Here is a 24,778-nt window from a genome sequence, read left to right as displayed (position 1 = left end):
GGGGGTGGGGGGTGACGGGGTGGGGGACCATCTCGGCGCCGGTGTCCTGCCGGGCCGCCGGTGGACCCCGCGCGGTGGCGGGGCCCACCGGCGCGGGTCAGTCGCGGGTGGACATGGACGGGAGCGGGGTGCGGTGATGCGGGGCCCGTACGCCCTTCAGGGGCGGTGTGGCCGCCGTGTGCGAGGGGGCGGCCACGGTCTTCGGGGCGCCGCCGACCAGCGGCAGCCGGGCCGAGGTGCGGGGCAGGTCCAGGGTCAGCCTCGGAGTGGTGGACGGCGGCTCGATCAGGTCCGCGTCCGTACCGGCGATGATCAGGCCGAGGCGGTGACCGGCCGGGACGACATGGTCGGTCGCCGCGAGGTCGAGGGTGATGGTGTACGCCTTGCCCGGGGTCAGGGGGCGGCCCTTGCCGCCGTCCGCGAAGTGCCCGAGGTCGGCCCAGCCCCGGCTGAAGACCGTGTAGTCCACGTCCTCCTCGTCGGCGGCGGTCTCCTTGAAGCAGGCGCTGTCGCCCTCGGTGCTGCTGCCCCAGCAGGTCCGCCGGTCCAGGGTGGTGATCCCCTCGCCCGCCGCCGTGTAGTCGCGGATGGTGGCCGGGCCGAGGTCGACCAGGACCGCGGAGAGATGGGCGCTGGTGGTGGAGGGCGTGGCGGTGACGGTGACCGTGCCGGAGCCGGACAGCCGCAGGTCCTTCCCGAGCGGGCCGGTGGTGAAGCCCGCCTTGCCCGGCGTCGGGGTGTCGATCGCCGCGGACCAGTCGGCCTCGCTCAGCGCGGGGTCGTCGGTGAAGGTCTCGGTCGCGCCGGGCTCGGCCCGCTCGGTGCCGAGCACGCCCACTCCGGCCGTGGCGCCGCCGCGCGGGCGCAGGGTGGTCTGCCGGGTGCCGGACGGGGGCCAGACCCGGTCGGTGGACCACTGGTCGGGGGCGCGCTCGACATCGGCCATCGGCTCGCGTTCGATGCCGTTGTCGATGCCGAGGAGGTAGTGGTCGAACCAGCGGTGGAGGGTGTGCACCCACTCCCCGCGCCGGTAGTCGAACGGATCGACGTGCCCGGTCTGCGAGAGCCAGATCTTGCGCTCGACGCCCGCGTCGGCGAGGGCGTTCCACCACTGGCCGAGGTGCTTGGTGCGGACGTTGAGGTCCTGCGCACCATGGGCGGCGAAGACGCTGGCCCGCACCTTGTCCACGTCCGGTACGTAGTCGCGGGCGGTCCACAGACCGGTCCAGTCGCCGTTGCGCGGGGCGCCCTCGACGAGACGCTTCTGTACGGCGGCGCAGCGGGCGTGGGCGGCGTCGCTCTCGACGGCGTCCGAGAGCCCGTCGGGGCCGGAGTCGAAGAGCGCGGCGCCCTTGGCGAAGTAGTAGTCGTACCAGGAGGAGATGGCGCCGATGGGCACGATGGTCTTGAGCCCCTTGACGCCGGTGGCGGCGACCCCGTTGGCGATGGTGCCGTCGTAGCTCTTGCCGATCATGCCGGTGGCGCCGTCGGTCCAGCCCGCCGTGACCCGCTCCCCGCCGGTGCGGGTGCGGTACGCGGTCCCCCGGCCGTTCAGCCAGTCGACCACGGCCTTGGCGGAGAGGATGTCGGAGCGTGCGCCGATGTCCACACAGCCGTCGGAGCGGTTGGTTCCGGCGAGGTCGACCAGGACGGTGGCGTAGCCGCGCGGTACGAAGTAGTTGTCGTAGAAGAGCGGGAACTGGACCGGGTTCCCGGCCGCGTCATAGGTCTTGGTCTGGCTCTCGTTGCCGCGTCCGCAGCAGGAGTAGTAGGGGCTGGCGTCCATGATGACGGGGACGCGGCGGCCCTGGGCGGCGGGTTCGCGCGGTCGCACGATGTCGACGGCGACCCGGTCGGTCCGTCCGTCCGCGTCGCCGTCGATCGTGGTGTCCACCCATACGGATTCGCGGATGGCGTTGTCGTAGGAGTAGACGGGTCTGCTTTCTGATGGGCCGTCCGGTTCGTGGTCCGGTCTGCTCTGCGCGGCGGAAGCGGCGGAAGCGGCGTGGGCGGCCGGGGCGCCGAGCGGTGGCAGCAGCGATACGGCGGCGGCGACCAGCGCGGTGACCGCCGACAGCACGAGTGTGGTCCAGGGGATGCGGGATCTCCGCGTCTGTAGCAGCACGGGCGGACGGTAGCGCGAGTCAACTCCTGTACAGAAGAGGGCGGTAGGTGTTCTGAGCCTGTCCGAACGCGTTGTGGGCGCGTCCGCCAATGTGTCGTAGACGTGTCCGAGTCAATGCGCGTTGCGTCCGGATGTCGATTGGATGTCGGACGGTGTGATGGACGTGAGGTGGGTGTGCGGAGTACATAGGGTCACGAGTGATCGTTCTCCCCTACGAGTTGGAGGACTCGTGCGTCACCACAGACTCCTCGCCCCGGGCGCGGCCGCGGCCTGCCTGCTGCTGGCGATCCCGGCATCGGCGGCCGATGCCACGCCGGGCGCCCCCGGCATCGGGGACTCCTACTACCCCTCGTACGGCAACGGCGGGTACGACGTCTCCCATTACGACCTGCGGTTGAAGTACCAGCCGAAGACGGACCGGCTGGAGGGCACGGCCACGATCCTGGCCGACGCCCGGCAGGAGCTGTCCCGGTTCAACCTGGACTTCGCGCTCGATGTGAGCGAGGTGCTGGTGGACGGGAAGAAGGCCGCCTTCGAGGCCACCGGCGACCATGAACTGGAGATCACCCCGGCCGCGCCGCTGGCCTCCGGCCGCCCCTTCACCGTGGTCGTGCGCTACAGCGGTACGCCCTCGAAGGTGGTGGCGAGCGGTTTCACGTCCTGGCTGCGCACCCCGGACGGCGGGATCGCGGCCAATGAGCCGGAGTCGGCGTGGTGGTGGTTCCCGAGCGATGACCATCCGCTGGACAAGGCCACCTACGACGTGTCGGTGGCGGTGCCGGACGGAACGCAGGCGATCAGCAACGGCACCCTGCAGTCGACCAGCTCCCAGCTGGGCTGGACCCGCTACAACTGGCGCTCCAGCAAGCCGCAGGCGACGTATCTGACCACGCTGGCGGTCGGCAAGTTCGACATCACGACGGACACCACCGCCAACGGTCTGCCGGTGATCAACGCCTACAGCAAGGACCTCGGGGACAACGCGGGGGCGGCGCGCGCCAGCGTGGAGCGGTCGGCGGAGATAGTGGACTGGGAGTCCACCATCTTCGGCCCGTACCCCTTCGACGCGCTGGGCGGCTATGTGCCCAATGTGCCCACGGGCTACGCGCTGGAGACCCAGACCCGGCCGTTCTACAGCCCGAAGGGGTTCGCCAAGGGCGCGAACACCTCGCTGATCGTGCACGAACTGGCCCATCAGTGGTTCGGCGACAGCGTCTCGCTGAAGGACTGGCGCGACATCTGGATCAACGAGGGCTTCGCCAGCTACGCGCAGTGGCTGTGGTCGGAGAAGGAGGGCGAGGGCACCGCGCAGGAGCTGGCGGACTACACCTACGCCTCCTACCCGGCCGACGACCCCTTCTGGAAGGTCGAGCCGGGCGACCCCGGGGCGGAGAACCAGTTCCATGACGCGGTGTACGACCGGGGCGCGCTGGCCCTCCAGGCGCTGCGGAACCACATCGGCGACAAGGACTTCTTCGCGATCCTGAAGGGCTGGACGGCGGAGCACCGGTACGGGAACGCCTCCGTCGAGGACTTCGTGACCTATGCGGAGAAGGTGTCCGGCAAGCCGCTGGCCGCGCTCTTCGACACCTGGCTGTTCACTCCCTCGAAGCCCGCGGCGGCGCAGGCGCGGGCGGCGGAGGTGAGCCCGGCCGAGGCGCCGGTGCGGCCGAAGTCGTGGCAGCGGATCCAGGACACCCACAGCGCCCACGGACGCTGAACCAACCGCCCGGGCCCCGGCCGGGTCCCCACCTCGGCCGGGTCCTGGCGCCTCCGCGCGACGGAGGGGGCGGATCGTGGCCTGCGTGTTCACGGGCCCATCGGTGGTGCGGTCACTTCCCTCCCGTTCCCGTGTGCGCGCTCGCGCCGCCGTCGAGCGGGCGCAGGGTGAGCGTGTAGTCGTAGGCGCCGTCGGCCTTCACCCGGTACTGGTCGCGCACCGGGTTGGGGGTGTCGCCCGCGCCGGTGACCGCGTGGTCGGCGTGCAGGGTGTTCCAGCCGCCGTTGCGCTTGAGGAAGTGCGGGTAGGCGGCGCGGTCGAGCTCGTCGTACGCGCTGGCGCCCGCCTCCAGGTCGCCGGAGACCAGCAGTCCGGCGCCGCCGCGGTCGGTGAGGGACGCCCAGCGCACATCGTCGTGGTTGCCGTGGTCCTGGGGCTTCAGGTACTCCACGTACTGCTTCTCGACCGAGGAGGACCAGACGCCCATGGGCGTGCCGTCCTTACGGTCGTTGAAGTTCTCCACCGGTCCGCGCCCGTACCAGCGGAAGGTGTCGTACCGCTCCGGGACCTTCAGCTTGAGGCCGATCCTGGGCAGATAGGACAGGGTGCGGAAGTCGCCGCGCGCCTCCACCTGGTGCCGGATCCGGACCTGGCCCGCGCCGTCGACCCGGTAGTCCACGGTCTGGGCGAAGGACGCGCCGGTCACATCGGGCGCGGCGGCCGTGGAGCGGACGGTGACGGTGACCGTGCCGTCGTCGCCGGGGGTCGCCTCGACCCCGTCGACGGTGGTGCGCAGCCGGTCAAGACCGAGGGCGCGCCAGCGCTTGCCCTCGGCCGTGCCCCAGTCGGAGCGCTCATTGCTGATCGGGGCGCGCCAGGCGTCCAGTTCGGGTCCGGAGCGGAGCAGTTCGCGGCCCGCCACCCGCATCGAGGTGAGCGTGCCGTCCTCCTTGCCGAAGGTGTAGCGGAAACCCTCGCCGCTGACCCGTACGGCCTCCCCGCTCTCGGCGGCCTTGGCGGGGCTTTCGGCGGCCGGGGCGGGGGCGGGCTCGGGCACCTTGTCGCCGCCGACCGCGAACTGGCCGAAGGAGACCACGTGCCCGGCCTTGGCCCAGTCGGTGGGGTGCGCGGTGACGGCCCGTACGGTCAGATGGCGCTCATAGCCACCGGGGTTGGCGGGCGGGGCCGGGAGCCGGACCACGGCGCTCTCGCCGGGCCCGACGTCGACGACGCGGGTGCCGCTCGCGACGGTCCGCGCGCCCTCGGTCACCGTCCAGCGCAGCCGGAGGTCGTCGGTGCCGGTGAAGGCGCGCTCATTGGTGACCTTCACCTCGCCGGTGCGGGCGCCCCCGCCGCCCGGGTCGGTGATGCGGATCGGGGCCTGCACCCAGGCCAGTTGGGCGGTCTCCGGCTCCGGGTCGCGGTCGGCGGTGACCAGACCGTCCACCCCGGACTCATAGAGCCCGTAGGAGAGATAGCTGCCCTTACGGTTGAAGTCGTCGAAGTTCAGGGCGATCAGGGCGTCGCGCTCGGGGTCCTGGCCCGCGGCCAGCCGCTCCGCGTCGAGTGCCGTGTCATAGACCCTGACCTGGTCGATGGTGCCCTTGGCGGTCCGGCCGGTCCAGCCGTCCTCCATGGTGTCGTTGTTCCTGCCGACGCCGAGGTCGAAGCCGGTGTAGTCGATGTGTCCGCTCCACTCGGTCTTGGCGAGCTCCTTACCGTCGGCATAGAGGCGCAGCGCGCCGCCGTCGTAGGTGCCGGTGACCCGGTGCCAGGCGCCGGTCCAGCCGTCGGGCACGGGGGCGGTGACGGTGCGGGGCTTACCGCCGCTGGTGATGGTGAATTCGAGGGTGTCCTCGTCCTTCATCCGCAGGACGTACTGGTCGCCCTTGCTGACGATGGTGAAGTCCCCGGTCCAGGGCTCGGCCGGTTTGACGCGGGCGTCGAGGGTGACGGCGCTGCCGGTGAGGTCGAGCTTCGGATCGCGGTAGGTCTCCACGAAGTCGTCAAGACCGGACAGATACAGCGCCTTGCCCTTCCCTCCGTAGCCGTCGACCACCTTGGGCCTGCCGGACAGGGAGGCGGCGATGCCATGGCCGGAGGAGTCGGGGGTGGTGATCAGCGGACGGCGGATGTTCTGCTCGGCCCAGTCCCAGATGAAGCCGCCCTGGGCGCTGGGGTGGGCGCGCATCACCTCCCAGAACTCGCGGAAGTTGCCCAGGCTGTTGCCCATGGCGTGGGCGTACTCGCCCATCACGATGGGCTTGGTGAAGGTCTTGGCCTTCTCCTCAAGGGAGGCCGGGGTCGGATAGCGGGGTCCGGCGACATCCGCGTAGGGGGCGTCGCCGTCGGGGCTGTTGGACTGGTGGTAGAGCGGGCGGGTGGGCTCGTTCGCCCGGGTCCACTCCGCCATCGCGTAGTGCGCCCTGCCCAGCCCGGCCTCGTTCCCGGTGTCCCACATGATCACGCTGGGGTGGTTCTTGTCGCGCTCCACCATGCCCTGGTGGCGCTCGAGGAACGCCTTCTGCCATTCGGGGCGCTCGGCCAGACAGTCGTCCGGGCAGTTCTCGTGGCTGTGGGTCTCGACCTCCATCTCGTCGTCGATCAGGATGCCCTCGCGGTCGGCGAGTTCGTAGAGGTACGGGTCCGAGGGGTAGTGCGAGGTGCGGATCGCGTTGACGTTCAGCCGCTTCATCAGCCGGACGTCCTGTTCCATCCGGGCGCGGGTGGCATGGCGTCCGGTGGCCGGGTCGGTCTCGGCTCGGTTGACGCCGCGGATCAGGATCCGCTTGCCGTTGAGCGTGAGTTGCTTGTCCTTGACCTCGATCTCACGGAATCCGACGCTCTGGCGTACGGTCTGGATCGCCTTGCCCTCCGGATCGCGCAGGGTGAGCACCAGCGCATAGAGGTTCGGCGTCTCGTCGGACCACTTGGCGGGGTGGGCGATCCGCCCGGTCAGCTCCGCCTTTCCGGCCTTCTCCTCGGCCGACAGCCGCCGTACCGCACGCCCCTTGGGGTCATAGAGCACAGCGGTGACCCGATGGGGTCCGCTCGTGTCGCCTCCGGTACGTGCGATGTCCACTTCGGTGCGCAGGGTGGCGTCCCGGTAGGAGGCGTCGAGATCGGTGCTGACGTACGCGTCCTCCATGCGGGTCGTCGGCGTGGAGTACAGCGATGCGGAGCGGAAGATGCCCGCGTAGCGCCACTGGTCGTAGTCCTCCAGATACGACCCCGCGCTCCAGCGGTGCACCTGGAGGGCGATCCGGTTGGTGGCGCCGGGACGCAGGTAGTCGGTCACATCGAACTCGGCGGGCACGTAGCCGCCCTGGTCGTAGCCGACGTAGTGGCCGTTGATCCACAGGAACCAGCCGGAGGTGACCCCGTCGAAGCGGATCACCTGCCGCCGCCCGTCCCAGTTCCGGGGCACCGTGATGTCCCGGATGTAGGCCCCGGTCGGATTGGTGTCACGGGGCACCTTGGGCGGGTCGTCGGGCGCCATCTCGCTCTGGACGTTGCGGAACACCGGATGGTCGAGGTCGTCGGTCTGCCAGGTGTGGGGGACCTGGACGCGCCGCCACGCCGAGGCGTCGTAGCCGTCCTTCCAGAAGCCGCCCGGGGCGTCCTCCGGCCGGTCGGCCAGCGCGAACCGCCAGGATCCGTCCAGGCTGCGCTCCCACCGCGCGCGGTCGGGGCCGTCCGGCCGCAGCCGGGTGTGCGGGGGCTCCTGGCCCTCGCCGGTGCGCTCCGGGTCCTCGAGGTAGGTGTGCACATCGGCGGGGAACTTGCCCGCGTCCGGCGACCTCCCGACGGCCGTGTCCGCGGCCGTGAGACCGAGGCCAACGGCGGTGGTCATGGCCAGCACCGCCCCGATCAATCTCCGTATCCCATACCTGCCGCGTTCCGAGCTCAATCCGACCCCGCCTCACAGATTCGGAAGAAAACCAACACAGCTGAACGGCGTCGCACGCTATTCACCGGTAAAGAGAGCGTCAACAGGTCTGGCCGAACCCGGTGTTCACCGAGTGGCGGTGAGAGGTTTCACAGCGATGATGCGACAGCAATACTGATGAACCCGATCGGGCAGCAGCACGGCGGAGCAGGACGACGCGGAAGCGAGGCACGACAGATGACCACCCCCGGCACCGAGGAACCCACCCTCACCGTCGACGAGCTGGCGGCCCGCGCCGGGGTGACCGTGCGCACCGTGCGCTTCTACGGGACCCGCGGGCTGCTGCCGCCGCCCGTGATCGGCCCGCGCCGGGTCGGCCACTACGGCGCCGAGCACCTGTCCCGACTGGCGCTGATCGAACAGTTGCAGCGCCACGGCATGACCCTGTCCGCCATTGAGCGCTATCTCAACCAATTGCCATCGGATCTGAGCGAGAACGATCTGGCGGTCCATCGCGCCCTGGTCGCCTCCTGGGGCCCGGACGCCCCCGAGGAAGCGACCCGCGAGGAGCTGGACCGGCGGGCCGGGCGGGAGCTCACCGAGGAGGAGATCGACCGGCTGGCCGCACTGGACGCGCTGGAGCGCACCGGCGAGCCGGATCGGTTCCGGATCGACCCCAAGGCGCTCCACCTGGGGCTGCGGCTGCTGGAGGCGCCGATCGAGCTGGAGACGATACGCACGGCCCACGCGGTCGTCCTGGAGCACACCCGCTCCGCGGCGCGCGAGCTCAGCCGGCTGTTCCGGGACGAGGTGTGGGGGCCCGAGCGCGATCACGAGTCCGGGAGCGGGCCGGAGCGGATGCAGGCGAAGAAGTCGCTGTCGGCCCATATGCAGCCGCTGGTGGTGGAGGCGCTGGTGATCGCGTTCCAGCGGTCGATGAAGCAGGAGCTGCGGGCCTGGTACGGACAGGACGCGGACTGAGCGGGGGCGGGGGCGGCACAGGTCAGTCGCTGCCGATGAGCGCGGCGGCGAGCTCGTCGGGGCGGGCGGCGAACGGCGAGTGGCCACCCGCCAGCGGCCGCACGGTGAAGGGCCGGTCCGGCATGGCCGCGTCGGCCTCCGCGATCATCAGGTCCTGCATCGCCGGGGTGCACGCCCGGTCCCCGGCGCACCGGATGAAGATGCGCGGGATCCGCCCCCACCGCTCCCGGGTCAGGGTGATCGGGGTGGTCGGCACCGCGAAGGGCAGGTCCGGGCTCAGGGCCTGGTACCAGCGGGCGAAGGACTCGGCGGGGACATCGTCGTAGTAGGTCAGCCGCAGCTCCTCCGCATACGCCGGGTCGGCGGAGCGCGGATTGATCCGGAACGCGCCGATGGCCTCCGGGTCGCCCAGCATCAGCCCCTGCCCCCGCGCGGTCGCGGTCTGCTCGGGGGACGTCAGATAGTCGGCGAAGCGGGGCCGCCCGGCGGGGACGAAGGACGACAGCTGGATCAGCTCGTCGACCAGCTCGGGCGCCCGCTCCGCGGCCAGGGACGCGGGGGCGCCACCGGCGCTGTGTGAGACCAGGGCGACCTTCGGATAGCGGCGGACCGATCGCAGCGCGGTGACGACGGCCTCCGCGCACTCCTCCAGGGTCACCCCGGCCAGCGCCGACTTCTCGGTCGCCAGACCCGGCTGGCCGGGGAGGAGAAGGGACGGGGGCAGCGGTGCGTCGAAGCCGTGCCCCGGCAGATCGACGGCGAGGCTCACCGCACCGCGCCGGGCCAGCGCGCGCTGGGTGGACGCCCACTGCCAGGAGGCGTGCCAGGCGCCGTGGACCAGTACGAACACGGTGTGGGAGGGAAGGGGGCCGGAATCGCTCAGGGCGGCTCTGGGGCTCGTGACGCTCATGGGGACAGTCCACCGGCCCGGGCAGGCGTTATCCACCGCCATAGCTGACAACCCCGCCAACGATATCTCCTGGATATCGCCTCGGCTATCCTCGGCCCGGTGGAGTCACGTCATCTGCGCTACGCCCTGGCGCTGGCCGAGCATCAGCACTTCGGACGGGCGGCGGCCGCCCTCGGGATCGCCCAGCCCCCGCTGTCCCAGCAGATCGCCGCGCTGGAGCGGGAGTTGGGCGCGCGGCTCTTCGACCGTACGGCGCGCGGGGTGTTCCCGACCGCGGCGGGCGAGGCGTTCCTGGCCAGGGCGCGCCGGGCACTGGCCGAGATGTCGGCCGCCGTGTCGGACGCGGGCCGGGCCGCCCGGGGCGAGACGGGGCGGCTGCGGCTCGGCTTCATCGGCTCGGCGCTGCTTGAGCTGCTGCCGGCCGTGCTGGGCACGTTCATCCGCGACCGCCCCGGGGTGCGGCTGGGGCTGCAGGAGATGTCCACCCGCCGGTCCACGGCGGCGCTGCTCGCGGGCGAGCTGGACCTCGCCATCGGGCGCGGGGCGCCCCGGGGTGCCGGTGCCGAGGATCTGGTGTCGGTCACGGTCGGCCGGGACCATCTGGTGGCGGTCGTCGGGGCCGCCCATCCCTTCGCCGGGCAGGCCAAGGTGAGCCTGGAGCAGCTCAAGGGGCAGCATCTGATCGTCGCGCCAGCGGAGGAGGAGCCGACGGTCGCCGCCTGGCTGGCCGGGCTGCTGGGCGAGGGCGCCGACACGCCCGCGCGGGCCGGAGGGGTCACGGAGGCATGGGACGCGCACACCATCATCGGGCTGGCCTCGTGCGGGGTCGGGGTGGGGCTCGGCCCGACGTGTCTGCGGGTGGCGGCGCGGCCGGACGTCCGGGTGTGCGAGGTGAGTCCGCGGGTGGAACTGCCGGAGCTGGTGATGTCGTTCCGCGCCCAGGACCGCTCCCCCGTGCTGGCGGCCTTCCTGGACATCACCCGGGAGCGGTGCCCCGGGGTGGCCGACCGGCTCGAACGCCATCTCGGCACACGCTGACGGGCCGAGCAGGTCGAACGCCGTATGGACACGCGCTGACGGACCGGACGAACCGAACGCCGTCCAGACGCACGCTGACGGACCGGGCAGATCGGCCCGTCAGCGGCACAGGGAAGGGGCCGAGCGACCCGGCCCGTCAGCGGCACAGGGGAAGCGGTGGGCGAGGCCGTACGGGCGGCTACGGGGCGTACGGCGGATCACGCGGCGGAGCCGCATGACAGGCGTTCCGCCCCGGACCCCGGGGCCTGGGGCGGAGCCCCAGTCGAGGGAAGGGGCGGGGAACAGCCCACCGCAGGCGCCACGGCCCACCGCATACCCGGCTCGTTTGCTAGTCCGTGAAGCGCTCCCCTCGCTCCGCCTTCTCCACCAGCAGCGCGGGCGGCGCGAACCGCTCCCCGTACGCCGCCTCCAACTGCCGGGCACGGGCCACGAAACCGGCCGCGCCGCCCTCGTATCCGTTGATGTACTGCAGCACCCCGCCCGTCCAGCCGGGGAAGCCGATGCCGAGGACGGAGCCGATGTTGGCGTCGGCGACGGAGGTCAGCACGCCCTCCTCCAGCAGCCGCACCGTGTCGATGGCCTCGCAGAAGAGCATCCGCTCCTTCATGTCCTCGAAGGGGATGCGGGTGCCCTCACGGACACCGGCTCCGGACCCGCCCGGTGCGAAGTGCTCGCGCAGCCCCGGCCACAGCCCGGTGCGCTTGCCGGTCGTCGCGTCGTAGTCGTAGAAGCCCGCGCCACCGCTGCGGCCGGTGCGCCCGAACTCCTCGACCATGCGGTCGATGACCGCGTCGGCCGGATGCGGCCGCCACTCGCCGCCCGCCTCCTCGGTGGCCCGGCGCGTCTCCTCGCGGATCTTGCGCGGCAGGGTGAGGGTCAGCTCGTCCATCAGGGAGAGCACCTTGGCCGGGTATCCGGCCTGGGCGGCGGCCTGCTCCACGGAGGCCGGGTCGATGCCCTCGCCCACCATCGCCACGCCCTCGTTGATGAAGTGGCCGATGACGCGGGAGGTGAAGAAGCCACGGGAGTCATTGACCACGATCGGGGTCTTGCTGATCTGCCGCACCAGATCGAAGGCGCGGGCCAGCGCCTTGTCGCCGGTGCGCTCGCCCTTGATGATCTCGACCAGCGGCATCTTGTCGACGGGCGAGAAGAAGTGCAGCCCGATGAAGTCGTCGGCGCGCTGCACCCCTTCGGCGAGCAGGGTGATGGGGAGGGTGGAGGTGTTGGAGCACAGCAGGGCGTCCGGGGCGACGATTCCCTCGATCTCCTGGAACACCTTGTGCTTGAGCGCCGGGTCCTCGAAGACCGCCTCGATGACCGCGTCACAGCCCTCGAGGTCGCGCGGATCGGCGGTCGGGGTGATCCGGGCCAGCAGCTGGTCCCGCTTGGCCTCGGTGGTCCGGCCCTTGGCGAGCGCCTTGGCCAGCAGCTCCTCGGAGTACGCCTTGCCCTGCGCGGCGGCATCGGCGGACACGTCCTTCAGGACGACCTCGATGCCCGCCTTGGCGCACGCGAAGGCGATGCCCGCGCCCATCATCCCGGCGCCCAGCACCGCGACCTTGCGGACCTGGCCGGGCTCGATCCCCTGTGGCCGGTTGGCGCCGGAGTTGACCGCCTGCAGATCGAAGAAGAACGCCTGAATCATGTTCTTGGCGGTCTGGCCGACGACCAGCTCGGTGAAGTACCGGGCCTCGATGGTCTGCGCGGTCTCGAAGTCCACCTGGGACCCCTCGACGGCGGCGGCCAGGATATTGCGCTGCGCCGGGTAGGGCGCGCCGTTCAGCTGCTTCCGCAGATTGGCGGGGAAGGCGGGCAGATTGACGGCGAACTTCGGCTGGGCCGGGGTGCCGCCCGGAATCCGGTACTCCTTGTCGTCCCACGGCTGGGCCGACTCGGGGTGGGCTGAGATGAAGGCGCGCGCCCGGGTCAGCAGCTCCTCGCGGGTGGTCACGACGTCGTCCACCAGCCCCGCCTCCTGGGCGCGCAGCGGGCTGTATCGCGTGCCCTGGAGCAGCCATTTGAGCAGTGCGTCGGTGACGCCGAGCAGCCGTACGGTACGGGCGACGCCCCCGCCGCCGGGGAGCAGGCCCAGGGTGACCTCGGGGAAGCCGATACGGGCCCCGGGGGCGTCGAGGGCGATCCGGTGGTGGCAGGCGAGCGCGATCTCCAGCCCGCCGCCGAGCGCCGCGCCGTTGATCGCGGCCACCACGGGCTTGCCGAGGGTTTCGATCCGGCGCAGTGCGCGCTTGACGCGCAGGTTCTTCTCGTAGACCTCCTGGGCCTGGCCGGGCCCGACCTGGATGAGGTCATTGAGGTCGCCACCGGCGAAGAAGGTCTTCTTGGCGGAGGTGACGATGACGCCGCCGATGGCGTCGCGCTCGGCCTCGACGCGGTCGGCGATCGCGTCGAGGGAGTCGATGAACGCGGCGTTCATGGTGTTGGCGGACTGGCCGGGGTCGTCGAGCACCAGGGTGACGACGCCTTCGTCGTCCTGCTCCCAGCGGATGGTCGAGGCGGTGGTGGGGTGGGTCATCTGAGCTCTCCAGGGCGAAGTGGGGGGGCGGGAAGGAAGGGGGCGGCGTCTTGAGAGCGGTTCGGCTCTGCGCGGACGCCTGCTGAAGCCGCTCGCTAAAGCCGCTCGACCACCGTCGCGATGCCCATCCCGCCTCCCACGCACAGCGTCACCAGCCCGAACCGCCCGTCGCGCCGCTCCAGTTCGTCGATCACCGTGCCGAGGATCATCGCGCCGGTGGCGCCCAGCGGATGGCCCATGGCGATCGCGCCGCCATTGACGTTGACCTTGTCCAGGCTGAGCCCCATGTCGGCCACGAAGCGCAGGACCACCGCGGCGAACGCCTCGTTGATCTCGACCAGATCGATGTCGTCGATGGTCAGCCCGGCCTTGGTGAGCGCCTTACGGGTGGCGGGAGCCGGGCCGGTGAGCATGATGGTGGGGTCGGCGCCGGAGACGGCGGCGGAGACGATGCGGGCGCGTGGCGTCAGCCCGAAGCGCTCGCCGACCTCGCGGCTGCCGATGGCCACCAGGGCGGCGCCGTCCACCATGCCCGAGGAGTTGCCCGCGTGGTGGACGTGGTCGATCGCCTCGACCCAGTGGTACCTCTGCAGCGCCACCGCGTCGAAGCCGCCCGCCTCGCCGATGGTGGCGAACGACGGCTTCAGGCCCGCCAGGGTCTCGGGGGTGGTGCCGGGGCGGATGTGCTCGTCCCTGTCGAGGACGGTCAGCCCGCTGCGGTCGCGGACCGGGACCACGGAGCGGTCGAAGTGCCCCTCCTTCCAGGCGCGGGCGGCCCGCTCCTGGGAGAGCGCGGCGTAGCTGTCCACGTCATGGCGGCTGTAGCCGCCGATGGTGGCGATGAGGTCGGCCCCGATGCCCTGCGGTACGAAACCCGTCTCGTAGTTGGTCATCGGGTCCGCGAACCAGGCCCCGCCGTCGGAGCCCATCTTCACCCGCGACATCGACTCGACCCCGCCCGCGAGCACCAGGTCCTCCCAGCCGGAACGGACCTTGGCCGCCGCCAGGTTGACGGCCTCCAGGCCCGAGGCACAGAAGCGGTTCTCCTGGACGCCCGCGACGGTGTCCGGGAGCCCGGCCGCGATGGCCGCGACCTTGGCGATGTCGGAGCCCTGGTCGCCGAGGGGGCTGACGACGCCGAGGACCACGTCGTCGATCGCCGCCGGATCGAGCTCGGGGAACCGCCGCCGCAGCTCATGGATGAGGCCCACCACCAGGTCGACGGGCTTGGTGCCGTGCAGGGCACCGTCGGCCTTGCCGCGCCCGCGCGGGGTGCGGATGGCGTCGTACACATACGCTTCGGTGCTCACGTCAGCGGCCTTTCAGGGGAGGGTGGAGGGGTGGGGCGGGGACGGCTCGGTGGTCCGGCGGGGAGCGGGGACGGCGGGGGCGGAACCGCGGGGAGCGGGGACATGGCACTCACGACGGGTCTCCCCCGATGAGCGAGGTGACTCCCCAGTCATGGGCCACCTCCTCAGCGTCCGCTCCGGGCCTGGCGGGCGCGCGGCGCACCGCGCCCGGGGTGGCGGAGAACCGCGGGGCGGGCGCGGGCTGGGTGATCCCGCCGTGGTCGAGGAAGGTGGAGCGGGCGGCGAGCTGCGGATGGGCCGGGGCCTCCCGCAGCGACAGCACGGGGGCGACGCAGGCGTCCGAGGCGCCGAAGACGGCGGTCCACTCCTCGCGGGTGCGCTCCTTGAAGCGGTCGGCGATGGCGGCGCGCAGCGCGGCCCAGCTGCCGAAGTCATCGCGGGCCGGGGCCCGGTCGGCGATCCCCAACAGCTCGATGAACTCCGCGTAGAACTTGCGCTCGAGCGCCCCGACCGCCATATAGCCGCCATCGGCGGTCTCATAGGTGCCGTAGAAGGGGCAGCCGCCGTCGAGGAGGTTGGTGCCGCGCTGGTCCCGCCAGCCCCCGCCGGCCATCATGCCGTGGATGACGGCGGTCAGATGGGCGGTGCCGTCGACGATCGCGGCGTCCACGACCTGGCCGGGGCCGCCCGCGCGGGCGTGGTGCAGGGCGGCCAGGACGCCGATGACGAGATAGAGCGAGCCTCCCGCGTAGTCCCCCAGGAGGTTGGCGGGGGCGATGGGCGGGCCACCGGCGGCGCCGATCATGCTGAGGGCGCCGGTGACGGCGATATAGCCGATGTCATGCCCCGCGGCCCGGGCGAGCGGGCCCTCCTGCCCCCAGCCGGTCATCCGGCCGTAGACCAGCCGGGGATTACGGGCCAGGCAGTCGTCCGGGCCGAGGCCCAGCTTTTCGGCGGCCCCCGGGCGGTAGCCCTCGATGAGGATGTCGGCCCGCTCGACGAGATCGAGCACGACGGCCGTGCCCCCGTCGGCCTTCAGGTCGATCAGCACCGAGCGCTTGTTGCGGTTGGCGAGGTCGTGGTCCGGGTCGATCCGCAGACGCCCGGCTCCTTCAGGGCGGTCGACGCGCACCACATCGGCTCCGAGGTCGGCGAGGACCATGGCGGCGAACGGGCCCGGCCCGATCCCGGCCAGCTCCACTACCCGCACCCCGGCCAGGGGGCCGCTCGCCGCCCCTTCCTCCGCCGCCGTCATCGCGTCCCCCAATCGTGTGACACCACCGCTGTAACACCGCCGATGCTAAGAACGCGTCCCGCATTCCACAAGTCCTCTCCTCGGCCTGTGGATAACCAAACCCCATGACCGGAAAGGGGGTTCGGCCGTGCGGGCGCGCGGCGGGCCGGGTGTGGCGCCGACCGGGCCTTTCGGATCAGGTCTTGGTCAGGTCGGCCCCCGCCGTCGACAGCGGCTGTCCGGTCACGAGATGGTCCTCGTCGCCCTCCGGATCGGTCAGCCGGCCCAGCCGGCGCGGCACATCGGCGCCGACCAGCACGATCACCACCAGCGTCAGTCCGAAGGTGAGCACCGCCAGCGACCGCCCGAGGGACATGCCCTCGGCCAGATGGGCGCCGAGCACCGGCGCCACCGCGCCGCCGAGCGCCCCGGTGTTGTAGACGAAGCCGAGCGAGGCCGCCCGGCTAGCGGTCGGGAAGTGACCCGCGATGTACTTCGGCAGGATGCCGGAGATCCCCTGGCTCAGCGCGAGCAGGAAGAACAGCAGCACCCCGAGCCCGACCAGCGAATCCTGCACCGCGAACACCGGGAAGACGAAGGCCAGCGAGGCGAGCAGGGTCACGGCGTAGGCGCGCCGGGTGCCGAGCCAGTCGCCCACGAAGCCCGCCAGCCAGCAGCCGGCCATGGTCCCGAACCCGGCGTAGAACATCACATCGGTGACCTCGGAGGGGGAGTACTCGAGCTGTGTCTTCAGATAGGTGGGCAGCAGCGCCTGGATGGGCCAGCTGTAGAGGAACGCGCAGAAGACCGTGCACGTCAGGGAGACGTGCAGCAACCAGCGGCGGCGTCCGCCGAGCTGTGCCGCGAAGGCGAACAGGCACCCCGCCGCCAGGATCGAGAGCGGCCAGCGCCAGCCCGCGCCCGCCGGGGTGAAGACCAGGAACAGCGCGATGCTCGCGGCCACGGTCAGCGCCGTGTTGACGCTCGCCCGGATACGTCCGGCGAACAGCGGCCGGAAGGGGTTCGGCCGCGCCCGTGCCGCCGCCACCTCCTCGTGCCAGTCCCCGGCCTCCGGGAGCGCGCGCCGCACCCACAGGGCGACCAGCACCGGCAGCACACCGATCCAGAACATCCAGCGCCAGCCCCAGTGGGGCACCACCCACTTGTAGAGCTCGGAGGCGATGATGGTGCCGCCCGAGTAGCCCGAGATGAGGAAGCCGGAGGCGCGGTTGCGCAGCCGCGCGGGCCAGCTCTCCAGGACATAGGTGGCGCTTGCGCTGTATTCACCAGCCATGCCCATGCCAATCACCAGGCGGGCCGTGAACATGCTGATGTAGTTCCAGGCGAACCCGCAGGCGAAGGTGCCGAGCGAGTAGAGCAGAATGCTGACGATCATGGCGGCCTTACGGCCGTAGCGGTCACCCAGCGCGCCCAGCACCGCCCCGCCGAGCCAGCGGGTGATGAAGGCGGCGGAGACCAGGCTGGCCGCCGACGCCGTGCTCAGGTCGAATTCGTCGGCTATCTCGGTCAGGACGAGCGTGATCAGCACAAAGTCGAAACCGTCGAGCAGATAGCCGATCCAGGCGGCGAACAGGGACTTCCACTGACCGGGTGAGACCTCTCGGTACCAGGGCACCTTGGCGGCTGCGGTCATGACAACAGCCCTCCCTCCTCCAGGAGTTGACGTACGGTCTTGACGGCGGCCTCGCCCAGCGGCACCTGGGGTGCGGCGGTGTCCGCGCAGTCGATCACGCCCAGCAGCCGCAGCGCGGCCTTGAAGCCGCCCAGACCCGAGGAGCTGCCGCCCATGAGGGCGGGATCCCCGGCGTCGGTGATGGCGAAGAGCGCGGCCAGCCGGTCCTGTTCGGCGGCGGCCTGCTCCCAGCGCCCCGCCCGCGCGTGCTCGTACAGCCGGACGAACCCGGCCGGATCGACGTTGGCCAGCCCCGGGACGACGCCATGGGCGCCCGCCAGCAGGGCGCCGTCCACCGACAGTTCGGAGCCGGTGAGCACGGTGAAGGTATCGGCGAGACCGCGCCGGCGGACCTCGACCAGCAGCCGCCGCAGCGCCCCGTCGTCCCCGCTGCTGTCCTTGACCCCGGCCAGCGTGGCGTCGGCGGCCAGCGGCAGCAGGGTCGGGAGCGTCAGCTTGGAGTGGACGGAGACCGGGATGTCATACGCGAACAGCGGCCTGTCCACACCGTCCCGCAGCCGCCGGAAGTGATCGGCGATCTCCCGGGGGTGAGTGCGGGTGTAGAAGGGCGCGGTGGCCACAATGGCGTCCGCGCCCAACTCCGCCGCCGTACGGGCGTGATCCAGCACCCGCGCGGTCGTCATGTCGATCGCCCCCGCGAGCACGGGCACCCGGCCGCCAGCGGCCTCGATGACCGCCGTAAGGGCCGCACGGCGGCCGCGGTCGCTCAGATAGGCGGCCTCGCCGCTGGAGCCGAGCGCGAACAGCGCGCTCACCCCCGCGTCGATCAGCCGCTCGGCGAGCGCGGCGAGGGAACGCGTGTCGACCTCGCCCGTGGGCGTGAGCGGAGTGCACAGGGGCGGAACGACACCGGTGAGGGGAGTCGGGAGACTCATCGACACCCAGCCTTCTGGATAGCAGGACAATAAGGACGTCGGACGTCCTACGTTCGGCCCTGAATCTGACGGAGCACCCTCGCCCTGTCAAGTACCTTCCCGTCTCAGTGCCTCGTCCGAATCCCGCCAGCGCGCCGCGAACCCACCCGCCAGGCTTGACCACATGGACGGAAACCATGGCAACGGAAGCTATGAAATGCGGGCCATCGAGCCCGAGGTGCTGAAGCAGCTGCGGATCACCGATGACGCGGGCAACCCGCCGCGCCTGGTGGTGGAGAACGACGAGGGCGGCAGCCCGATGCGCTGCTGCCTGGGCCGGAGCCGACCGCAGGAGACCATCGCGCTCGTCTCCTACGCCCCGCTGCGCCGCTGGGCGCGGGAGACGGGTGCCACGCCCGGCCCGTACGACGAGGTCGGCCCGGTCTTCATCCACGTTGACGAGTGCGACGGCTGGACCGGCCCGGGCATCGCGGACGGCGTCCGGGGCGAGCGGCGGGTGCTGCGGGCGTACACGGCCGAGGGCAACATCCTCGGCGGACGGCTGCTGACCGGGAGCGAGCCGACGATCGAGGAGGGGCTGGCCGAGCTGTACGGGGACCCGCGGGTGGCGGCGGTGCATGTGCGGGCCGTGGAGTTCGGCTGCTTCCTGGCCGAGACGCGGCGGGTCTGAGGCGGAACGGGGGCCCGATGGCGGCCTTACGGCGGGGCTGAGGACGGCCTCGCGGAGGGGCTGAGCGGGATCGTTCGGCCTCCGGGCCCGTTCAGCCACCGGCCGGGATCGCTCAGGCTCCGGCGGCCTTCAGGGCGCGGCAGCACAGCGCGTCCGCGCGCCGTGTCGTCTCGGGCTGCCGGAAGTCGCGGGCCAGACGCAGGGTGTACGCGCAGGCGTCCTCGATGGTCACCCGATGGCCGACGGAGACGAAGAGCGGTTTCACACCGTCGCGGGTGCGCAGCGCCCGGCCGACCTCCTCGTCCCCGTCGAGCAGGGGCGACCAGTCGCCGCGGCGCGGCCCCGGGTCGGCGTGGCGGAAGCCGAAGGGGTTCTTGGCGACGCCGATGGTGGGCAGCCCGGTGAGCACCCCGAGATGGCTGGCAAGCCCGAACCGCCGGGGGTGGGCGAGGCCGTAGCCGTCGCACACCACCAGGTCGGGGCGGCGGCCGAGCCGCCGGTCGAGGTCGCCGAGCGCGTCGAGGACGGCCGGGATCTCACGGAACGCCAGCAGCCCGGGGACGTACGGGAAGGTGACCCGGCCGACCGCGGTCGCCTCCGCGACGACCTCGAGGCCACGGGCGTCCAGGGCGACGGCGGCGGCCGCGACCAGGTCGTGCTCGTCGTCGTACGCCACGTCCACCCCGACGACCGCGCCGGTGCCGGTGCCGGGCTCGGGCACCTCGCCGCCGACGACCACGGACGCGCGTGTCCGCTCCTGGACGGCGATGGCCTCGGCCTCGGTCGTGGGCCAGTCGTGGGGCAGCTCATATCGTGGATCGACGGCGCTGGTCATCGTGGCGTTCACGTTACTAGCCTCCACCGAGTTCCTGGCCACCCGTACGGGCCCGGCACTGGCCGAACACCGCCAGCAGCGGCCGTAAGGAGCCCGTTTCGGCTTACGCCTTGAGGGAGGCTATGAACACGGCCCACGATGCGGTGGGGAACAGGAGGGCGGGGCCATCGGGGTTCTTGGAGTCACGGACGGGGACGACGCCCGGGAGGTTGTCGGCGGCCTCGACGCAATTGCCACCGTCGTTATTGCTGTAGCTGCTCTTACGCCACGCGGCGGTGCTCAGGTCCGGGGTGGTTGGCATGAGTTCAGCCCGTCTTGAGGCTTGAGATGAACGTGGCCCATGCTCCGGCAGGGAATATGAGGGCGGGGCCATCGGGGTTCTTGGAATCGCGGACGGGGATGACCCCGGGGAGGTTGTCCGCGACCTCCACGCAGTTGCCGCCGTCGGGATTGCTGTAACTGCTCTTGCGCCACGTGGCAACACTCAGGCCCGGGGTGGTTGGCATGGGGTCCAGTCCTTCATCACGGCTCGGATCATCGCCTCGGAGTCGCGGGGCGAGAGGGCCATGGCCCTGAGCAGATCGTAGTTCTCCCTGCGCCGCGCAACAGTCTCCTGGTCCTCGATGATGGTCCCGGACTGGCTGCTCTCGTCATACGCCACCAACACCCCATTGGGGACCGTGAAGAGAGTCAGAGAACCCCCGGTCTCCGCGTGCTCGCCAGCCCTGAAGGGCAGCACCTGGAGGGTGACGTGCGGCTGTGTCCCGCGCTCGATCAGCGCGGCCAGCTGACGATGCATCACCTCAAGACCCCCGACGGGACGGCGCATTACCGCCTCCTCGAGGATGAACCAACAGCGCGGCGGCTTGGGGCGGTCCAGCAACGACTGTCGGTCGATGCGGGCTTTCACCATGGCCTCGATCTCCGCGTCAGGAGCGTGCGGGCGGCCGCACCGCAGCCAGCACTCTGCCGTGTCCGGAGTCTGAAGCAAGCCCGGCATGGTGGCGCCCATGTACTGCTCGATGATGACCGCCTGGCTTTCCAACTCGATCATTCGCCGGTACTTCCCCGGGAACGGCTCGTTCTTCGCCAGCGCGTACAGCCTCGCGAATAACCCATCCGCCCCGAAGCACGCGTCCAGCTTCGCCGGTAGGTCGTCGTACGGCAGCGACTCCGCCGCCTCGATCCGCGCGAGGTGGGACTTGCTGTAGTTCAGCACCTCGGACAGCCGCCGCAGCGACATGTCCGCCTTCTCGCGATGGCGGCGGATCTCCGCGCCGAACAGGTCGCGTGCGGAGCGGTCGGGGAAGAGTTCGCGTGGCTGGAACGTCATTGGTCCATCCCTCCTGGTCCCGCTGTCCGGCTAGGACCGCTGGCTTGTTTTGAGCTTACGCTCCGGAGGGCAACACGCTTGACACGTTCCGTAATTGGGCCCCGGTGGCCGTAGGGGCTCCGCCCCTGGACCCCGGGGTCCGCCATGCGGCGGAGCCGCATATCGCTGCCACGGGAAGGGGCAGAGCCCCGGTCCGGGCCTGGGGCGACGCCCCAGTTTCGGGAAGGGGCGGGGAGGGGAACAGCCCGCCGCAGGCGTCACGATCCGGCGGGCACCCCCTAGCGCGCCTAGCGGGAGACGCAGAGCCGGACCACGAGCGAGACGCAGCCCCGGGAATCGTCGGAGCCGTGGTCGTTCGGCCCGGCCGTGGGGTGCTGCGTCGGCTCGTCCGTGGGTTGCCGCGTCGGTTCCCCGCTCGGGGTGTCCTCCGGATCCGGCGTACCGCCGTCCGTCGGCTTCTCGGTCGGTTCGTCGGTCGGCCGCTGCGACGGGCTGCTCGACGCGGAGGACGAAGCGGACTCCGAGGGCGAGGTGGGCGAAGACGGCCGCGACGAGGGCGATTCGGAGGAAGCGGACGTCGGCGGCTTGCGCGTGGGGGATACGGCACTGGACGGCACATCCGTCGGGGAGTGCCCGGTGGGCACGCTCGCGGTGGACGGCCGGTTCCGGGACGCCTCCCCGGGGACGCCCGCCCGCGGCCCCTCCGAGTGCCGCGAGGCCTCGGACGAGGTGGACGACCCCGAAGAAGAAGCGGAAGAGCCGGAGGAGTGCGGGGAGTCGGATGTGTCCGATATGGACGGCCCCGAGGACGTCGTCGACTGCTGCGCCGACGCCGAGCCGCCATCCGTCAGCGCCAGCCCCGTCATGGCCGCCGCCCCCGCGACCAGCAGCACGCCGCCAGCCGCCGCCGCGACCGCCACGGGCCCCGCCTGGCGCACCTGTCCGCGGACGAGGTGGTGCATGGAGCGGCGGGAGGAGACCAGCGGCCCGTTCGAGGGCGCCGCATGCGCACGACCGCCGGTCGCCAGGGCAGCGGCTCCGGCGGCCCCCATGGCACCCGCCGCACCGGCGGCGGCCAGCGGCGCCAGGAAACTCGCCCGGCCCCGGTCGTACAGCGCGAGCAGCGCCGGGCCGGTCAGCGCGGACAGCCGGCCGTCCGCCGCGACCAACTGCTCCATCCGGCCCCGGCAGTCCCGGCAGCCGTCGATGTGCACGGCGATCTGCTCGGCCTGGTGCGGGGAGTCCGCGCCCCGCACATGATCGGGCAGCCCCTCCCAGTGCCCACCGCACGCGGCGCTCGCCGGATAGCCGGGCTGGGCGCGCAGGAACTCCTGGCGCACGCTCTCCCGGACGCGCTCCACCAGGGCCGCCGCACCGTCCGGGCTCGCCCCGGCCCGCCGCGCCACCTCCTCCGGCGGGAGCCCGTCCACCTCGGCGAGCCACAGCACCTTGACCCAGCGCTGCGGCAGCTCGTCGAGGACCTGGACGAGCGGTTCGAGGTACGACGCCTGCTGCGACGGACCCCCGTTCCCCACCCCGGCCGACAGCGCCCTCACGGCGCCCGTCAGCTCGGCCGGGGCGTCATCGGCGCCGAGGGGACGCCCGGCGCGGATGCGGCGCCACACGCTGTAGTGCGCCTCGGCCACCAGGTCCTCGGCAACCCAGGGGTTACCGGTGAGAGTTCGGGCATATCCGCACAGACGCGAATATTCGGCTTCGTAGATTCGGCTGTAGGCGGCGGTGTCGAGCGCCGCGTGACCTTCGGTCATGGTGGAACAACCCCTGGGGTGGGTGCCTCGTCCTTGCCGACGTTCTGTAACAGCTCCGCACGGCGCCCCGAGACCTTGCATGGTTTGGCAAGCCTAAATGCCCTATGTCCCCTCGAAAAATCAGTCGTGACGCACGTCACGTCGAAAGTGGGTGCACTGGCCGGATCGCCCAAACGTCTTAACCCTCGTAAGGGCGACGCGCCCCGCACTTATCGCAAGGGAGCCGACGTGACCACTGTCATCGACCAAGCCGTCCGGGCACAGCTCATCGCGTCGACGCCCGAGTCACGCGCGATTCCGGCGTGCCTGCGCTATGAGCGGGACGACCCGTTCGCCGTCCGTGTCTCCTTCCCGCCCTCCGCGTCCCTCGACGGCTCCGCGGTGGAGTGGACGTTCGGGCGCGAGCTGCTCGCGGCCGGGCTGCGCGGCCCCGCGGGCAGCGGGGATGTGCAGATGTGGCCGAGCGGACCGCAGGGGACGGTCCTGGAGTTCCACGCCCCCGAGGGCATGGCCATGGTCCAGTTCGACACCGCCGACCTCCGCAGATTCCTCGGCCGGTCGTACGCGGTCGTCCCCGAGGGCAGTGAGGCCGGGGAGCTCGATCTGGAGGAGGGGCTGGCGTCGCTGCTGAGAGACGCCTGACGTCCCGTACGGAAGCCCGGGCCGGTACGGAGGCTTGGGCCCGTACGGGCGCCATGGCGTCCATAGGGACGCGATGGCCCGTACGGACGCCATAGCCCATGCGGGCGTTTGAGCCCGTCCCCGCCGGTGAGGGGTCAGGTGGCGGTCATGGCCGTGGTCGACGCCAGCATGGCCGTGACGACGGCGGTGGCGAGCGCCGTCCGCACCTGCGCGATCACCTTTTCCAGCACCGGGCCCATGCCCCCACAGCGCTCCCCCAGCTCCATGATCCGGCGCTTGCGGACCTTCGCGTCCGTGGCCGTCACCACGGACCTCAGCTCGCCCGCCGCCGCCAGGGTGACCAACGCCGCGTCCCGTTCGGACACTTCGGCCGCCGGCTGCTCACCGTGCAGCACGCGCAGCGCGTCGTCCCGCATCCCGGCCACCTGATCGGGCCGTTCCAGCGTGTACTCCTTGGACGGGAACAGCCCCAGCATCCGCTTCCCCTTCGCCCGCACGTATCCGGCCGCCACCATCTGGTCGCGGACCGCGTGCTCGGTCAGCCCTGGCTGGTGTCCCACCCAGATCTGCCAGCTGCGCGGCCTGGATTCGCCGATCAGCTCCAGCAGTCCGTCGAGTACGTGGTCGCCGGTGGCGGCGTCGGGCACGGGGCAGGGGCTGCCGTCGGCGTCGGTGAGCATGCCCCGCTGAACGAGTTCGGTGAGGGCGGCGGCGCGGACGAGGAGGGCGGTGTGAGCACCGGCGGGCTGGCCGGTCTCGGGGTCGTAGGAGAGCAGGTAGAGGGAGGCGGCAAGGGAGAGCGATCCGTTCGGCACGGGAAACCTCCGACGGTCGGGCGTCCGGTGGGGCGGCGTGCTTCGACCCTATCGGCCATACGCCCTCATGATCGACCCTCCGCCACGGGGTCTCCGCGGCTCCTGGGAACACGTCACCTGGCGGAGGCCCGGTTGCCCGGAACACGTCACCTCCCCGGGCCTTGGCATCCTCCCGGGGACATGGCCCCCTGCCCTCCCAGGACACGGCGGCCCCTGGACACGCGGAGGTGGCGGCGACGCGTACCCCCGTTGTGTACGCGTGGCCGCCACCAGTCCCCGCCCCCGGGGGACCCGCCGGACCCCCGTCAGCCCCCTCGGGCCGCGTCCCCCGTCGGCCCCCGCCAGGGCGGTGCCCCCGTTCCCCCGTCGGCCCCCCTCGGGC

Annotated in this window: 19 protein-coding genes; 5 read left to right on the top strand and 14 right to left on the bottom strand. The window is 71.7% G+C overall.

What is annotated here, in order from left to right; all coding sequences use genetic code 11:
* Nucleotides 1-97: 97 nt before the first annotated feature.
* Nucleotides 98-2,125 carry a Xaa-Pro dipeptidyl-peptidase gene (locus VT50_RS35495; RefSeq protein WP_240529443.1) on the bottom strand — a complete coding sequence of 676 codons (2,028 nt, stop codon included), beginning with the start codon at nt 2,123-2,125 and terminating at the stop codon, nt 98-100.
* Nucleotides 2,126-2,354: 229 nt separating this feature from the next.
* On the opposite strand from VT50_RS35495, the gene VT50_RS35490 reads away from it, so the two are divergent.
* On the top strand, nt 2,355-3,845 hold the full coding sequence (locus VT50_RS35490) for a M1 family metallopeptidase (RefSeq protein ID WP_046085318.1): 1,491 nt from the start codon (nt 2,355-2,357) through the stop codon (nt 3,843-3,845).
* A 112-nt stretch (nt 3,846-3,957) separates the two neighbouring features.
* Here the strand turns inward: VT50_RS35490 and VT50_RS35485 are convergent, their stop codons facing one another.
* Entirely contained in the window at nt 3,958-7,698 is a 3,741-nt protein-coding gene (locus tag VT50_RS35485) for a glycoside hydrolase family 2 TIM barrel-domain containing protein (RefSeq protein ID WP_046085320.1), read from the bottom strand.
* A gap of 273 nt (nt 7,699-7,971) precedes the next feature.
* On the opposite strand from VT50_RS35485, the gene VT50_RS35480 reads away from it, so the two are divergent.
* On the top strand, nt 7,972-8,715 hold the full coding sequence (locus VT50_RS35480) for a MerR family transcriptional regulator (RefSeq protein WP_079343952.1): 744 nt from the start codon (nt 7,972-7,974) through the stop codon (nt 8,713-8,715).
* A gap of 22 nt (nt 8,716-8,737) precedes the next feature.
* On the opposite strand, the gene VT50_RS35475 is transcribed toward VT50_RS35480, so the two are convergent.
* Nucleotides 8,738-9,625 carry an alpha/beta hydrolase gene (locus tag VT50_RS35475; protein ID WP_079343951.1) on the bottom strand — a complete coding sequence of 296 codons (888 nt, stop codon included), beginning with the start codon at nt 9,623-9,625 and terminating at the stop codon, nt 8,738-8,740.
* A 99-nt stretch (nt 9,626-9,724) separates the two neighbouring features.
* Between VT50_RS35475 and VT50_RS35470 the strand changes: the two genes are divergently transcribed.
* Nucleotides 9,725-10,663, top strand: coding sequence for a LysR family transcriptional regulator (locus tag VT50_RS35470; RefSeq protein WP_046090537.1), 939 nt, complete (start codon nt 9,725-9,727; stop codon nt 10,661-10,663).
* Nucleotides 10,664-10,991: 328 nt separating this feature from the next.
* Here VT50_RS35470 and VT50_RS35465 read toward each other — a convergent pair whose 3' ends face one another.
* From VT50_RS35465 to VT50_RS35445, 5 genes are all read right to left on the bottom strand, one after another.
* Complete coding sequence (locus VT50_RS35465) at nt 10,992-13,199, bottom strand: 3-hydroxyacyl-CoA dehydrogenase NAD-binding domain-containing protein (RefSeq protein ID WP_046090536.1); 2,208 nt, start codon at nt 13,197-13,199, stop codon at nt 10,992-10,994.
* A 95-nt stretch (nt 13,200-13,294) separates the two neighbouring features.
* Complete coding sequence (locus VT50_RS35460; RefSeq protein WP_046090535.1) at nt 13,295-14,509, bottom strand: acetyl-CoA C-acetyltransferase; 1,215 nt, start codon at nt 14,507-14,509, stop codon at nt 13,295-13,297.
* A 109-nt stretch (nt 14,510-14,618) separates the two neighbouring features.
* Complete coding sequence (locus tag VT50_RS35455; RefSeq protein WP_107424956.1) at nt 14,619-15,764, bottom strand: CaiB/BaiF CoA transferase family protein; 1,146 nt, start codon at nt 15,762-15,764, stop codon at nt 14,619-14,621.
* A 175-nt stretch (nt 15,765-15,939) separates the two neighbouring features.
* Entirely contained in the window at nt 15,940-17,397 is a 1,458-nt protein-coding gene (locus tag VT50_RS35450; protein WP_046090534.1) for a sialate:H+ symport family MFS transporter, read from the bottom strand.
* Entirely contained in the window at nt 17,394-18,332 is a 939-nt protein-coding gene (locus VT50_RS35445) for a dihydrodipicolinate synthase family protein (protein WP_046090533.1), read from the bottom strand. The genes VT50_RS35450 and VT50_RS35445 overlap by 4 nt, the downstream gene beginning before the upstream one ends.
* Nucleotides 18,333-18,495: 163 nt before the next feature.
* On the opposite strand from VT50_RS35445, the gene VT50_RS35440 reads away from it, so the two are divergent.
* Nucleotides 18,496-19,002: a DUF1203 domain-containing protein gene (locus VT50_RS35440; RefSeq protein WP_046090532.1), complete on the top strand. Its 507-nt coding sequence runs from the start codon at nt 18,496-18,498 to the stop codon at nt 19,000-19,002.
* Nucleotides 19,003-19,114: 112 nt separating this feature from the next.
* Here VT50_RS35440 and VT50_RS35435 read toward each other — a convergent pair whose 3' ends face one another.
* The 5 genes from VT50_RS35435 to VT50_RS35415 form a co-directional block, all read right to left on the bottom strand.
* Nucleotides 19,115-19,837: an endonuclease V gene (locus VT50_RS35435; protein WP_046090540.1), complete on the bottom strand. Its 723-nt coding sequence runs from the start codon at nt 19,835-19,837 to the stop codon at nt 19,115-19,117.
* Nucleotides 19,838-19,940: 103 nt separating this feature from the next.
* Nucleotides 19,941-20,138: a DUF397 domain-containing protein gene (locus tag VT50_RS35430; protein ID WP_046090531.1), complete on the bottom strand. Its 198-nt coding sequence runs from the start codon at nt 20,136-20,138 to the stop codon at nt 19,941-19,943.
* A 4-nt stretch (nt 20,139-20,142) separates the two neighbouring features.
* Nucleotides 20,143-20,343, bottom strand: a complete 201-nt coding sequence (locus VT50_RS35425; RefSeq protein WP_075200575.1) for a DUF397 domain-containing protein — start codon at nt 20,341-20,343, stop codon at nt 20,143-20,145.
* On the bottom strand, nt 20,322-21,170 hold the full coding sequence (locus VT50_RS35420; protein WP_046090530.1) for a helix-turn-helix domain-containing protein: 849 nt from the start codon (nt 21,168-21,170) through the stop codon (nt 20,322-20,324). The genes VT50_RS35425 and VT50_RS35420 overlap by 22 nt, the downstream gene beginning before the upstream one ends.
* Nucleotides 21,171-21,457: 287 nt before the next feature.
* Nucleotides 21,458-22,939, bottom strand: coding sequence for a sigma factor (locus VT50_RS35415; RefSeq protein WP_053048845.1), 1,482 nt, complete (start codon nt 22,937-22,939; stop codon nt 21,458-21,460).
* 228 nt (nt 22,940-23,167) lie between these two features.
* Here VT50_RS35415 and ssgD point away from each other — a divergent pair, with 228 nt between their 5' ends.
* Nucleotides 23,168-23,581 carry a spore wall synthesis regulator SsgD gene (ssgD, locus tag VT50_RS35410; protein WP_046090529.1) on the top strand — a complete coding sequence of 138 codons (414 nt, stop codon included), beginning with the start codon at nt 23,168-23,170 and terminating at the stop codon, nt 23,579-23,581.
* Nucleotides 23,582-23,715: 134 nt separating this feature from the next.
* Here the strand turns inward: ssgD and VT50_RS35405 are convergent, their stop codons facing one another.
* A complete protein-coding gene (locus VT50_RS35405; RefSeq protein ID WP_046090528.1) occupies nt 23,716-24,396 on the bottom strand; it encodes a GOLPH3/VPS74 family protein in 681 nt (226 codons plus the stop codon).
* Between the last annotated feature and the right edge of the window lie 382 nt (nt 24,397-24,778).

The organism is Streptomyces antioxidans, assembly GCF_000968685.2.
In the GTDB taxonomy this organism is placed as follows: domain Bacteria; phylum Actinomycetota; class Actinomycetes; order Streptomycetales; family Streptomycetaceae; genus Streptomyces; species Streptomyces antioxidans.
This window is presented reverse-complemented; position numbering and strand designations above follow the sequence as displayed.